At 76.2% G+C, this 12,688-nt stretch carries 10 protein-coding genes; 3 read left to right on the plus strand and 7 right to left on the minus strand.

The window, feature by feature from the left end; genetic code table 11:
- Window positions 1–16: 16 nt before the first annotated feature.
- Together ACIQR3_RS29200 and ACIQR3_RS29205 are read right to left on the minus strand one after the other, a co-directional pair.
- Window positions 17–1,069 carry a peptidoglycan-binding protein gene (locus ACIQR3_RS29200; RefSeq protein WP_403543628.1) on the minus strand — a complete coding sequence of 351 codons (1,053 nt, stop codon included), beginning with the start codon at window positions 1,067–1,069 and terminating at the stop codon, window positions 17–19.
- Between the two features lie 115 nt (window positions 1,070–1,184).
- The gene (locus ACIQR3_RS29205) at window positions 1,185–1,694 is read right to left on the minus strand and encodes a hypothetical protein (protein ID WP_403543629.1); all 510 of its coding nucleotides are present in this window, start codon (window positions 1,692–1,694) and stop codon (window positions 1,185–1,187) included.
- A 181-nt stretch (window positions 1,695–1,875) separates the two neighbouring features.
- Between ACIQR3_RS29205 and ACIQR3_RS29210 the strand changes: the two genes are divergently transcribed.
- Both ACIQR3_RS29210 and ACIQR3_RS29215 read left to right on the plus strand, forming a co-directional pair.
- Window positions 1,876–2,532 (plus strand): response regulator transcription factor, encoded by a 657-nt coding sequence (locus ACIQR3_RS29210; RefSeq protein ID WP_403543630.1) that lies wholly within the window; start codon window positions 1,876–1,878, stop codon window positions 2,530–2,532.
- Window positions 2,529–3,917: a sensor histidine kinase gene (locus ACIQR3_RS29215; protein ID WP_403543631.1), complete on the plus strand. Its 1,389-nt coding sequence runs from the start codon at window positions 2,529–2,531 to the stop codon at window positions 3,915–3,917. Before ACIQR3_RS29210 ends, ACIQR3_RS29215 begins: the two co-directional genes overlap by 4 nt.
- A gap of 94 nt (window positions 3,918–4,011) precedes the next feature.
- Here the strand turns inward: ACIQR3_RS29215 and ACIQR3_RS29220 are convergent, their stop codons facing one another.
- Window positions 4,012–4,653, minus strand: coding sequence for a hypothetical protein (locus ACIQR3_RS29220; protein WP_403543632.1), 642 nt, complete (start codon window positions 4,651–4,653; stop codon window positions 4,012–4,014).
- Between the two features lie 521 nt (window positions 4,654–5,174).
- Here ACIQR3_RS29220 and ACIQR3_RS29225 point away from each other — a divergent pair.
- On the plus strand, window positions 5,175–5,771 hold the full coding sequence (locus tag ACIQR3_RS29225) for a LuxR family transcriptional regulator (protein ID WP_403543633.1): 597 nt from the start codon (window positions 5,175–5,177) through the stop codon (window positions 5,769–5,771).
- A gap of 10 nt (window positions 5,772–5,781) precedes the next feature.
- On the opposite strand, the gene ACIQR3_RS29230 is transcribed toward ACIQR3_RS29225, so the two are convergent.
- From ACIQR3_RS29230 to lanKC, 4 genes are all read right to left on the minus strand, one after another.
- Complete coding sequence (locus tag ACIQR3_RS29230; protein ID WP_403543657.1) at window positions 5,782–7,998, minus strand: ATP-binding cassette domain-containing protein; 2,217 nt, start codon at window positions 7,996–7,998, stop codon at window positions 5,782–5,784.
- A 29-nt stretch (window positions 7,999–8,027) separates the two neighbouring features.
- Entirely contained in the window at window positions 8,028–9,749 is a 1,722-nt protein-coding gene (locus ACIQR3_RS29235; RefSeq protein WP_403543634.1) for an ATP-binding cassette domain-containing protein, read from the minus strand.
- A 73-nt stretch (window positions 9,750–9,822) separates the two neighbouring features.
- Window positions 9,823–9,951: a SapB/AmfS family lanthipeptide gene (locus ACIQR3_RS29240; RefSeq protein ID WP_215167632.1), complete on the minus strand. Its 129-nt coding sequence runs from the start codon at window positions 9,949–9,951 to the stop codon at window positions 9,823–9,825.
- The gene (lanKC, locus tag ACIQR3_RS29245) at window positions 9,948–12,599 is read right to left on the minus strand and encodes a class III lanthionine synthetase LanKC (protein WP_403543635.1); all 2,652 of its coding nucleotides are present in this window, start codon (window positions 12,597–12,599) and stop codon (window positions 9,948–9,950) included. Before lanKC ends, ACIQR3_RS29240 begins: the two co-directional genes overlap by 4 nt.
- Window positions 12,600–12,688: the final 89 nt, after the last annotated feature.

Below are 12,688 nucleotides of genomic sequence, written 5' to 3' on the forward strand. Positions count from 1 at the left end.
TCGTCCGCGGAGGTCATCACGGCATCCCCACCGTCATGCCCTCGGTGACCCGGTCCCCGCTGATCTCCACCCGTCCGTCGGCGAACAGCCCCGTCTCCACGGGGACGTACGACGTCGACGACCCCTTGACCGCCTCCACCGCGAAACCGCCCCCGGGCAGCGCCACCAGCGCGGCGACCGGCACGGTCAGGACGTTCTCGCGCTCGCCCGCGGTGAAGGTGACGTCCACCGAGGCCAGCACATAGGGGGCGGCGGCCTCGCGGGCCTGCTTCCCGTCGAGGGCCACCTCCACCCGGCCGACGGTCGTGGTCTCGCCCTGGTCCTCGCCCTCGCCCGCGGCGATCTCGGTGGCGACCTCGGTGATCCGGCCGCCGACCTCGGTCCCGTCCGGCAGTACGACGGTCACCTTCGCCTCCTCCTCGGCCAGCCGCAGATCGGCCGTGTCCAGTTCGACGGTGACGGACTGCGCGGTGGAGGTGTACGTCAGGACCTTCCGGCCGGGACCCGTCGACGCGCCCTCCTCGGTCCCCGGGGCGTCCACCCGGACCGCGGCCGGCGCGAAGACGACCCGGCCGGTCTCCACCACGCCGGTCTCCTCCAGTCCCTCGTCCTCCTGCCACGCGGCGACGGCCCGCGCGGTGGCGTCCGTGTACGTGTCGTCGACGGTGAAGCCGGTGTACCCCAGCGCGTCCAGGTTGCGTTCCAACTGCTCCACGTCCTCGCCCGTCACGCCCTCGCGCAGGGTCCGGTACGCGGGCACCGACCCGTACATGAGGACCACGGGCTGCTCGTCGACGCGGTAGAGGGCCTCACCGCGGGTGACGCGCTCGCCCGTGCCGGGCAGGCGGGTGACGGTGCCGGGGAGGTGCCCGGTCAGCGTCGAGGACCTCCCGTAGCCCAGCTCGCCGTCCTCGGTCACCCCGTCCGTCAGGGTCTGCCGGGTCACCTCGGCGGTGGCCGGCGGCAGCCGCCGCTCCGCCGAGCCGTCCGGCCCGTCGTCACCGATGCCGATCCCGGCCCCGGCCGCCGCCGCGCCGCCCACCGCCGCGAGCACACCGAGCGCGGCCACGATCCGCCGGGTACGGCGGGGCCGGGGCGGTGCTGCCGGTGACGCTGCCGGTGGAGACGGGGGTGCGGGTTCGGGTTCGGACGGCGAGGGCGGCACGTCCTGGGGCCCGCCCGGATCAGTCATCGCCGCCTCCGCGCGCCCCGTCGGGGGCGAACTCCTGGCACGCCTTCTCGGCCGCCTCGAAGTCGGGGTCGTCCGTCACGCTCTTGTCGATCCGGATGCCCTTGCCGGGTTCGGGGTCGGGCCACTTCTCGACACCGTTCCGGCGCATGCACGCGGCCTGTTCCCGCATCCGCTGCTGCGCCTCGGCGTTCGCCGTCTCGTTGCCCTGCATCGGGTTGAGGTCCCGGCACGCCTCCATCGCCTTGTCCATCACCTCCTTCTTGATCCGGCCGGTGATGCGGATCCCGCCGCCTTCCCCCGGGTCCTCGACGTCCAGCCCGTGCTCCCGCAGGCACTGGGTGTACTTCACGGCCTTCTCGTCCTCGGCGTTCCGGCTGGCCGCGGCCCGCTCGACGGCCGTGTCGTCGTCGGCCGAGCCGCCGCAGCCGGTCAGGGCCAGCGCCACCACCAGGGGCATCGCCGTCCACAGCGCCGGCCAGGCGCGTCGGTTCCGTGTCCGCATGATGTCCTCTCCTCACCTCGCGACGACGTACGGCGCCGCGCTGTGGGGAAGCGAAACGGACGGGCCGTTTCCCCCGTGTTTCCCCCGGGCGGCCACCCGGACGCACAGCTTCACCTGACGAGGAGGAAACACCTCGTGCGGCACCCTGTCCCCCAGTGCCGACAGGGGAGGGCGTGGGGGAATGCGGGTCCTGGTGGTCGAGGACGAACCGATGCTGGCCGGCGCGATCGCCGAGTGGCTGCGCGGCCAGACGCACGCAGTGGACCTGGCCCACGACGGCGCCGCCGCCCTCGAACGCGTCGGCGTCGTCGACTACGACGTCGTCGTCCTCGACCGCGACCTGCCCGTCGTGCACGGCGACGACGTCTGCCGCGAACTCGTCGCCGACGACCGGCCCACCCGGGTGCTGATGCTCACCGCCGCGGCCGAGGTCACCGACCGCGTGCACGGCCTGGGCCTCGGCGCCGACGACTACCTCACCAAGCCCTTCGCGTTCCCCGAACTCGCGGCCCGGGTCCTCGCGCTCGGCCGCCGCTCGCGGCCCGCCGCCCCACCGGTGCTGCGCCGGGCGGGCCTGACCCTGGACCCGGCGCGCGGCGAGGTCTTCCGGGACGGCCGCTACGTCCCGCTGTCGAAGAAGGAGTTCGCGGTGCTGGCCGAGCTGCTGCGGGCCGACGGCGCCGCCGTCTCCGCCGAACAGCTCCTGGAGAAGGCGTGGGACGAGCACGCCGACCCGTTCACCGGCGCGGTCCGGCTCGCCGTACTGAAACTCCGGCGCAAGCTGGGCGGCCCGCCGGTGGTGGAGACGGTCACGGGAGTGGGGTACCGCATCCCGTGACCCACCGGCCACGTCCGCGGCCCGGACGCTCGCTGACGCCGCCCGTCCGGCTGACCCTGCGCGCCCGCCTCACCCTCACCTACGGCGGACTGTTCCTCCTCGGCGGCATCCTGCTGCTCGGCGTCACCTACGCGCTGCTCGGCCAGCGCCTGGGCACCACCACCGCGAAGGTGCTGTCGCTGACACCGACCGCCACCCGGCCGCAGACGGCCACCGCGGCGCCGTCTGCGCGGAACTCCACCGCACCCGGCGGCACCCAGAACCGCGCCTTCGTCGGGGGACAGGCCACCGAGCCCCCGCCCCGGGGCGCCGACCTGGACGACTGGCTGGACGACGAACGCGAGCGCTGGCGCGCCGAGGCCACGACGTCCCTGCTCACCCAGGGCGGCATCGCGCTCGGCGTGGTCGGCTGCGCGGCGGCCGGCCTCGGCTGGGTGGTGGCCGGCCGCGTCCTCGCCCCGCTGCACCGCGTCACCGACACCGCGCGCCGCATCGCGAGCGCCCCGGCCGCCGACCGGGGACTGCACGAACGCATCGCGCTCAGCGGGCCCCGCGACGAGGTGAAGGACCTCGCCGACACCTTCGACACGATGGTCGAGCGCCTCGACCGCTCCTTCGACGGACAGCGCCGTTTCGTCGCCAACGCCTCGCACGAGCTGCGCACCCCGCTCACCCTGAACCGCGCCCTGGTCGAGATGGCCATGCACCGGCCGGCCGCCTCCGCAGACGTACGGCGGCTCGGCGAGGACCTGCTGGAGATCAACGCCCGGCACGAACGCCTGATCAGCGGGCTTCTGCTGCTGGCCGGCTCCGAGAACGAGATCGCCGAACGCCGGCCGGTGGACCTCGCCGACCTGCTGGCCCACGTGGTGGCGCAGACCGCCCCGGAGGCCGGCCGGGCCCGGGTCACGGTGACGGCCCGGGCCGGCGAGGCGGTCGCCCACGGTGACGCGCTGCTGCTGGAGCGGCTGGTGTACAACCTGGTCGAGAACGGCATCCGGCACAACGCCGGCGACGACGGCTGGGTACGGGTCGTCAGCCGGGTGTACGACGAGCAGCGGGTGGAACTGGCCGTCAGCAACACCGGCCCCCCGGTCCCGGCGTTCGAGGTGCCGATGCTCTTCGAGCCGTTCCGCCGGCTCGGCACCGACCGGGTGGTCACCGGCAAGGGCGCCGGGCTCGGCCTGTCCATCGTCCGCGCCGTCGCCCGCGCCCACGGCGGCGAGGTGACGGCCCGTCCGCGCGCGGCGGGCGGCCTGACCGTACGGGTCACCCTGCCCCGTGAGCCGGACTGGCCGGCGGACACCGGCCCGGCGGCGGACGAGCGGGCGGTCACGGGCCGAACGGAGCCGGATTCGACGCCGGCGCCGACGCCGGCGCCCTGAAGCATCCCCCTGGGCCCGCGGCCGGCCGACGGGCCCTGAGGTTCTCAGCCCCGACGGCGCCGGTCTCCGCGGTCGGGGCGCTCGTGCATGCCCGTCACACCCGGCGCGGTGACGCCAGCAGATAACGCAGCCTGGTCCGCGGTTCCGTGTACTCGCCCGCCTGCCAGCCGGCCCGCTCCAGGGTGTCCGCCGCCGCCCGCAGCGCCCCCGCGTCCGGCGCGTACACGGCGACCGCGTCGGGCTGCGGGGTGGCCCGCACCCGGTAGCCGTCGGTGTCCGGGTCCGCCGGCCGGTGTCCGGCCGCCTCCAGGGCGAGCGCGGCGGCCCGCACCAGATGCGTCCGCTCCCAGCCGCAGGGCCGGTCCGCCGCGCCGTCCGGGTTGGTCATCCGGCGCAGCTCCAGCAGCCCCTGCCAGGCGCCCCGCACCTCCCGGAGCCGCTCCGGCCCGGCGGGCCCCGCCTCCTCACCGCCGACCCGCGCGACGAAGACGCCGTCGGCGGCGGGCGGCACCGCCCCGGTGGCCTCCGGCGCCGTACCGTCGCCCTCCCGCGCGGACTCCCGTATCCGACGGCCGGCCGGCGTCAGGAAGTGGTCGTGCGGCGGACGCGGGTGCCGGAAGGCGAACCCCCGCTCCACCAGCCCGGCGAGCTGCGCCCGGGTCCCCTTCAGCCGCCCGGTGACGGGATCGGCGTCGTCGATGACCCGCCGTTGAGCGGCGGTCGGCGGCCGGGTCATGGCACGCACCTTCCTCGGCATCCCTGCCGGTCCTGCGACTCCTGCACCGAGGGTAATCCGGTCGCGGTACGCCTTCCGGGTGAGCGGTGCGAACAGCTGGGCGGGCGGTGCGAACAGCCGGGCGAAGGGTTCGCGCCAGATTGCCCGGAGACGCTTTCCGGCCGCCGCGCCGAGGGCGGAAGGGGCCCGCCGCGGCCGGGCTCCCCGCCCCGACCGGACGGCCGGTCCGGGGACGTATGCCGTGGTGGCCAGGTCGCCACGGCCCGCCGCCGCGGCACGGGCGTTCGCCGCCGCGCCCGCCGGTGCCGTCTCTCGGCCGGCGGTGTCCCGGCCGGATCTCGTCCGCGTGCGCGTCTCCGTTTCGCCTCCTTTCGAGCGCGGGGGACGGCGAAATGACTCCGATGCACCTCGCACACCCTTCCGGGCGGTGTTCCCCCGGTACGAATCAGGGCACATGGCTCCTGGCGCGGGAGGAGTCAAGTCGGTTGCCCTGCCGGACAGCCGCTGACAAGGGGTGGGAGATGGTCCGCGTTCTCGTGGTGCACGACGAGGAACTGCTGGGGGCGGCGCTGGTGCAACTGCTCAGATCCGACGGCGCGCTGGAGGTGTCGTCCCTGTCCCCGCGCGTCGGCGTACCGGATCACCAGGCGCTGCCGAGGGACGTGTGCGTCGTGGACGGCGAGTGCCTGCGCGGGCCCCAGGGGCCGCCGGAAGCGCCGTTCCGGGCGGCGTGCGGGGAACGGCTGGTCGTCCTGGCCACGCCCAGACGGCCGGGCGTGCTGCGCAGGGCGTTCGACGCCGGTGCGCTCGGGCTGGTCGACAAGAACGCCCCGGCCGAGCGGCTGATCACAGCGGTGCACACGGTGGCCAAGGGGGAACGTTTCCTCGACACGACGCTCACCGTGGCCCTGCTCGAAGGCGCGGAGATGCCGCTGACCAGCCGTGAGCTGAGCGTGCTGTCCCTGGCCGCCCAGGGGGCGCCGATGGCCGAGATAGCGGCCTGCCTGCACCTGTCCCGGGGGACCATACGCAACTACATGGCCACGGCGGTGCGGAAGGTGGGCGCCCGCAACCGGGCCGACGCGATCCGCATCCTGCAGAACGCCGGCTGGACGTGACGCGCCGCCGTCAGATCTCCCGGTGCGGTCCTGCGTTCCAGTGGCCCGTCAGGTCCCGGTAGAGCGGTGAACGGGCCAGTACCTCCGCGTGCGTGCCGCACACCGCGCCTACGCCGTCCAGGACCAGCACCCGGTCGGCCCGCGCGGCGGACGACAGCCGGTGTGCCACGACCAGCAGCGTTCCCGGCCGTCGGGCGAGCGCCGCTTCGGCGTGCGCCTCGGCCGCCGGGTCGAGGTGACAGGTGGCCTCGTCGAGCAGCAGCAGGGGAGCGGGGGACAGGAACGCGCGGGCCAGCGCGATCAACTGCTTCTCCGCGGCGGACAGTCCGGCAGGCCGCAGCGGGCCGTCGAGCCCGCCCAGCCGCTTCACCAGGGACCGCAGGCCGAGCGCCTCGACGGCCGCGTCGAGGTCGGCGCGGCTCGCGTCCGGACGCAGATAGGCGAGGTTGTCGCCCACGGTGCCGGAGAAGACGTACGCCTCCTGCGGCACCAGCGCCCGCGAGGCGGCCAGGTCGGCGGCGGCGCGGCCGGTCACCGCCCGTCCGGCCACCCGCACCTCCCCGCGGTCCGGCGCGAGCGTCCCCGCGATCAGGCGGACCAGCGTCGACTTGCCGATGCCGCTGGGTCCCACGACGGCGAGGTGCTCGCCCGGGGCGAGGCGCAGGTCCAGCGCGTCGATGACCGGCTCGGCACGGACGCCGTAGGACAGGGAGACGGAACGCAGCTCCACGGCCGCCGCCTCCGGCCGCTTGCCCCGAAACGCCGGCGACGCCGCCGTGCCGCCCGCTGTCGCGCCTGTGCCGCCCGCTGCCACCCCCGTGCCGCCTGCTGTCGCTGCCGTGCCGTTCGTTGCCGCGTCCGTGCCGCCCGCTGCCGCGCCCGTGGCGTCCGCTGTCGCTGCCGTGGCGCCCGCTGCCGCGCCCGTGGCGTCCGCTGTCGCTGCCGTGCCGCCCGCTGCCGCGCCCGTGGCGTCCGCTGTCGCTGCCGTGCCGCCCGCTGCCGCGCCCGTGGCGTCCGCTGTCGCCGCCGTGGCGTTCGTTGCCGCGTCCGTGGCGTCCGCTGTCGCTGCCGTGCCGTCCGTTGCCGCGCCCGTGCCGCCCGCTGTTGCCGCCGTGCCGTCCGCTGCCACCCCCGTGCCGCCCACCCCGGCGCCGCCCGCCCCCGTGCCCCCCGCCCTCGCCCCCGCCGGCGACGCTTCGGGGCCGGTGATGCGGTCTAGGACGACCAGCAGACGCGCGCCCGCCGCGCCGAGGGCGGTCATCAGGGTGTGCAGGGCGGGCAGCAGGGACTGGACGAGGTACGTGAACGCGCCCAGCAGCGCGCCCGCCGTCACTCCCCGGCCGCGCAGCCAGGGCACGGCGGCCAGCAGCGCCAGTACGGGCAGATGCCCGGCGACGCCCAGCGCCGCCGTCCGCACCGCCGTCCAGCCGGCCAGGGCACGGGCCGTCGCGGCGGCGTCGGCGACCAGGCGGGCACTGTGCCGGGCGCTGTCGGGGCCGGTCCCGCAGGCCGTGAGGTCACGCAGCGCCGCCCGGGTCCGCGCCGCGTGGTCGCCCAGCGCCTCGTCGGCCGCCAGGGCACGGCGCTGCGCCGCCGCCATCGGCCGCAGCGTCGCCAGGAACAGGGCCAGACCACCCAGCAGCGGGGGCAGGACCACCACCAGCAGCGCCGGATGCAGCGACAGCAGGCCCAGCAGGGCCCCGGCGGCGGTGAAGACGAACGAGCGCAGGGTGAGGACGAGACCGGCGAAACTGTCCCGGGCGATCTCGACCTGGTTGGTCAGCCGGGAGACGGCGGCCCGGTCGGTCCCGCCCGGCCCGTGCAACGCCCGCGCCAGGGACCGGTCGACGGCCCGCCGGACCAGCCCGTCGCGCAGCGGCTCGGTCAGCCCGGCCAACTCGGCGAACACGCCTCGGATCACCGGCGCGCCGAACAGTACGGCGACCAGGGCGACCGCGAGCCACAGCAGCCCCGTGCGGGTGTCGCCGGCGAGGAACCCCTGATCGACGCTGTGGGCGACCCCGTAACCCACCAGGAACGCCTGTCCCGCCTCCACCACCGACCACGCCGCGAGCCGCGCCAGCACCTTCTTGCGCCGGCCGAGGAACCGCCGGGCCGGCCCCCTGACCCGCCGCAGCGCCCCGGAGCCGTCCTGCGCGGCGGGTGCCTCGCCGTCCGCGACGGACACCTCGCCCTCGCTTCCGCCGGGCGCCCCGTCCGCCGCCATGGGCATCCCGCCGCCCCCGTCGACGGGGTTCACGGCCGTGCCCGCTCGGACGCCGGGCGCCGTACCGGGGAAGGCCCGGCCCCCGTGCCGCCCGCGGCGAAGACCGCGCGGTAGTCGGCGGTGTGCCACAGTTCGCGGTGGGTGGCGACGGCCCGCACCCGGCCCTCCTCCAGCCAGATCACCAGATCCGCCCGGTCGGCGACCGACGGCCGGTGGGCGACGACCAGGCGGGTGCCCGGCCGCGGGGAGCGGCGCAGCGCCCGGTCCACCTCGTGCTCCGTGGCCGTGTCCAGACTGGACGTCGCGTCGTCCATGATCAGCAGTCGTCCCGCGTGCGCGAACGCCCGCGCCAGACCGAGGCGTTGGTGCTCACCCCCGGACAGGGGCGCCCACGTCAGCGGCGTGCCGTCACCGTGCGGCAGCCGGCGTACGAAGCCGTCGGCGCCCGCGGCGCCCAGCGCGGCGCGCACCTGCTCGGGCGAGGCCCGCCGCGCCCCCGCGGCGACCGCCTCGGCGACCGTGCCCTCGCCCAGCACCGGGCGCTCGAAGGCGAAGGCGACCTCGGAGCGCAACGCCTGACGGCTCAGCCGGTCCAGGGGGACACCGTCCAGCAGCACCTGCCCCTCGTCGGGGTCGGTCAGCCGCCCCGCCACGGCCACCAGCACGGACTTCCCCGCCCCGCCGCGCCCGACCACCGCCACCGTCGCGCCGCCCGGCACCCGCAGGCCGTCGGCGCGCAGCACCTCCCGGCCGTCGCGCACCACCCGCACCCCGCGCAGTTCGAGCGAGCCCGGTCCGTCCGGCGGCAGCCGCCGCGTGCCGTACGCCAGCGGGGGCAGCCGTTCCAGTTCCAGGGTCCGGGCGCGCGCCTGGCGGCCCCGTACCACCGCGCCCAGCAACGACGCGGCCCCGCCGACGCCGGCCGCCAGCTGCGCGTACCGGCCCGCGGCGAGCAGGCCGCCCACGCTCAGGGCGCCCGCCGCCAGGCGCAGCCCCCCGACGGCGGTGGCGGCCAGCACCAGCAGGGGCACCAGGACGCCGCTGCGGCCCAGCGCCCGGCCGTGCAGCACCCACATCCGCCGCCCCAGCGCGGCCAGTTCGGGCAGCGGCGCCAGCACCCGCTCCCTTTCCCGCGCCGCCGTGCCCGCCGCGGCGATCGTCGTCGCGCCGTCCAGGGCCTCCAGCAGCCGGGTGGCGATCTCCGACTGGACGCGCTGGTAGGCGGCGACCGACGCGCCGGAGTCCCGCGCGAACGCCCGCAGCACCAGCGCCAGCGCGGGCAGCCCGGCCAGGACGCACGCCGCCACCCATACGTCGACGAGGGCCAGCGCCACCAGCGCGCCGGCCGGCGTGACCAGCGAGGCCGCCAGCGCGGCCCGGGCGGCCGGGGCACCCCCCGCGGCGGCGGCGTTGAGGGTCAGCCGGGTCCCGACGTCCCCGGGGCTGAACTCCCGGGCCCGGTCGGGTGCGGAGCCCAGCAGCCCGGCGAAGGCGCGGGAGCGGACCGCTGCCGTCCAGCCGGCGGTGCAGCGGCCGGTGCAGAGCGAGGTGAGACTGTCCAGCAGCAGTTCGCCGAGCAGCAGCCCGGCGCTGAGGAGCAGCCAGCGGGCCGTGTCACCGCCGCGCAGCAGAAGATCGAGGGTGCGGCCGAGCACGAAGGGCTGGGCCACCGCGGCGACCGCCGCCCCCACCGAGCACAGCAGCACCAGCAGTTCTGGTGTCCGCCCCGGCCGCGCGCCACCGGATCCCAAGGGGCCTCCTTCCGCCGGACGCGAACCCGGCGCCCCGGGCGGGAACCCGGGGCGCCGGTGCCGAGCGGCGTCGTCAGTTACAGGTCGTGACGCTCAGGCTGCTGTCGCCGCAGAGGAGCAGGCTGGCGCGGCTGCCGGTCTCGACGTCGCCCATGGCCTCGTCCTTGGGGGTCTCCAGCGACTGCAGTTCGAACAGGTTCATGACAGCTCCTTCTGGTACGGCAACGGGTTCCGTTGTTTCATCACGACCCCTGATGAGGCCGAGTCGGGGGCCGCCGCGCGGGGGCGCGGCGGCGGGAGGAACGGCAGCCCGGCGCGCGGGCCGCCGTGCGCGGAGGCGACGGCCAGCAGACAGCCGGCCGTCCCCGTGGACAGGTCCATGGACAGCCGCATCATCTGCTCACCGGGGAAGGCGAGCCGGCCGCGGTACGACAGGGCGTGCCAGGACAGCGCGTCGAGCTGGCGCCGGACCGCCCCGGGGCCGGTGCCGGGCCCGGTGGCCGTGGTGCGCGCGAGGTGCAGCACCATCCCGGCCACGCCCCGGTACAGGCCCGGCTGGGCGTAGAACATGGCCTGCGCTGCGGCCACGATCTCGTCGCTCGCCCGCGCGAACTCCGCGTCGTGGCGGTGCGCCAGGTAGTCGTCGAGCACCATCCCGATGCCCACGCTGCCCGCGCCCAGGTAGGGCATGGTGCGCCACCCCTCGTCCACCTGGAGCGCGCCGCCCGCGCCCCGCACGCAGCGGGCGAGGTCCCGGCGCAGGGCGTCCCGGGCGAGGTCGAGCAGCCCGGTGTCCCCGGTGCGTTCGTACAGCCGCAGGAAGAGCAGGGCGCCGCCCGTCGCGCCGTGCAGCAGCCCCGCGCGCGGCCGGACGGACGAGCCGTCCCGCAGCCCACGGGCCGTCAGGTCGGCACAGCGCAGGGCGGCGGACCGCAGCGCGGCGTCCCCGGTCGTGGCGGCCAGCGAGTCCAGGGCCAGGCCGAGCCCGGCGGTGCCGCCGTACAGGTCCGGGGCGAGGGCGTCGAAGGACTGGTCGAGGAGCAGCCCGGCGAGGCCGAGCGCGCGGTCGCGATGGCCCAGGTGCTCCAGCGTCCAGGCGATCCCGGCGAGTCCGTCGTGGAAACCGAGCGGCATCCCCGAGGGCGGCCGCTCGGTTTGGTCCAGGAGCCACTGCTCCTCGTCCTCGTCGCGGTCCGCGCCGCTGACGGCCAGCGCGTACAGCACCCCCGCCGCGCCGTGGCCGAACGCCAGCCCGCCGCCCGCCGTCGCGAACTGCGCGATGTCCCCGGGGAACAGCCGGTCCGTACGGGACAAGGTCGCCGACGCGTGGATCGCGGCGGCCATCGACTCCCGGCTGCGCGGCCAGTCACCCGGCTGGACGGGAACCACCGGCCCGGCCGCCCCGCGGGCCGGGGACGCGCCCGCCGCGCCGTCGGTGATCTCGTCGACCGCCGCGTCCAGCCACGCCCGGTCCACCGGGAACTGCTCCGCCACCAGGTCGGCCAGGTGCGCCGCCTTCTGCCGGTCCAGGGCGAACAGGCTGGTGAGCGGCAGGAACAGGGCGAGGCGCAGACAGGCCAGCGCGTACCGGTCCACCGCCACGCCCCGCCGGCCGGCGGGCGCCACGAAGGCCGGGTTGGCGACGGTCTGCCGGCCGGGTTCGTCGACGTGGTGCGCGGCCTCGAAGTCCAGCAGGGCGACCCCGCCGTCCTCCCGGACCATGATGTTGAACAGATGCAGGTCGTTGAAGACCACGCCCCGCGCGTGGACGTCCGCCACGGCCTTCTCCACCCGGGCGTGGACGTCGAGCGCCCAGTCGGTGTACTCGGCCAGCCGCCGCGGGCCCGGGTCGGCCTCGATGAGCGGGTGGCGGCGCGCGAAGAACGTGTTGAGCGGCTTGCCGTCCAGGTACTCCAGGACGAGGAAGTGGTGCTCGCCGACGGTGAGGTGGTCCAGCACCTCGGGCGTGCAGTCCAGCCCCGACAGCGCCTCCAGCGCCCGCCGTTCGCGGTGCAGCCGGGTCACCGCGTCGGCGCCGTCGGCCGCAAGACCGGCGTGCGGACGGGCCTCCTTGAGGACGACCCGCTCGCCGGTACGGCTGTCCCGGCCGAGGTAGACGCCGCCGCCGTTGGAGAAGTGCAGCGCCGACTCGATCGTGTACGGGAGATCCGCCACGGTCGTCGCGGCGCGGGCGTCCAGGTGCGGACGCAGGAAGGCCGGTACGGTCACCCACTCGGGCACCCGGAAGACGGGCCCGCGCAGATCGGGCACGAGCACCCCGTCGGGACCGGCCACCGCCGGGCGCAGCTCGCCGTCGGCGTCGTAGCACTCGCGCCGGGTGAAGCCGCCGTACCGGACGTGCACGGGGCCCTCGCCCAGCCGCAGGTCGCTGAGGATGTGCGGCCCCGGCTCACCGGCCAGCAGCCGCGACAGCTCACCCGCGAGCCGCTCGAAACGCTCCTCGTCGGCCGGGTACACGGTGATGAACTTGCCGCTGCCGGCCCGGTCCGCGTACTTGGCGTTGCGCTGGTGCAGCAGATAACGGCTCGGCACGAACTTGAAGGCCGTACCCCCGGCCACACAGTGCCGCCACACCCGCTCCAGGACCGACTCGGCGTTGTCCAGACAGGCCGAGACATGGATCTTCCAGCCCTGGTCGGGCAGTTCGGCGCCGGCCGGGCGCAGCGCCAGCCAGTCGCCGGACTCGTTGCTCCGCCAGCCCTCCGGGACGGGCGCCGAGGCCAGGGCGTACCGGGTCCGTCCGCCGCTGCCCGGCCGGGCGGCGACGCGGTGCGGGGCGTCGTAGAAGCACGGGTCCGCGTCGCAGTACACGGCGTAGCCCTTGTTCATGCCCGCTCCCTCCCATCGGCCGCTGACTGCTCCGACGGTGCCACGGGCCGCAGGGGCCTGCACAGTTGCCGCTGTCACCACTCCGCCGT

This window comes from Streptomyces sp. NPDC090994, assembly GCF_044768905.1.
Classification (GTDB): domain Bacteria; phylum Actinomycetota; class Actinomycetes; order Streptomycetales; family Streptomycetaceae; genus Streptomyces.

Coding starts and splice junctions, on each gene's coding strand:
- ACIQR3_RS29205 (WP_403543629.1), bottom strand. CDS start 1,694: ATGCGGACACGGAACCGACGCGCCTGGCCGGCGCTGTGGACGGCGATG.
- ACIQR3_RS29210 (WP_403543630.1), top strand. CDS start 1,876: ATGCGGGTCCTGGTGGTCGAGGACGAACCGATGCTGGCCGGCGCGATC.
- ACIQR3_RS29220 (WP_403543632.1), bottom strand. CDS start 4,653: ATGACCCGGCCGCCGACCGCCGCTCAACGGCGGGTCATCGACGACGCC.
- ACIQR3_RS29225 (WP_403543633.1), top strand. CDS start 5,175: ATGGTCCGCGTTCTCGTGGTGCACGACGAGGAACTGCTGGGGGCGGCG.
- ACIQR3_RS29230 (WP_403543657.1), bottom strand. CDS start 7,998: ATGGCGGCGGACGGGGCGCCCGGCGGAAGCGAGGGCGAGGTGTCCGTC.
- ACIQR3_RS29240 (WP_215167632.1), bottom strand. CDS start 9,951: ATGAACCTGTTCGAACTGCAGTCGCTGGAGACCCCCAAGGACGAGGCC.
- lanKC (WP_403543635.1), bottom strand. CDS start 12,599: ATGAACAAGGGCTACGCCGTGTACTGCGACGCGGACCCGTGCTTCTAC.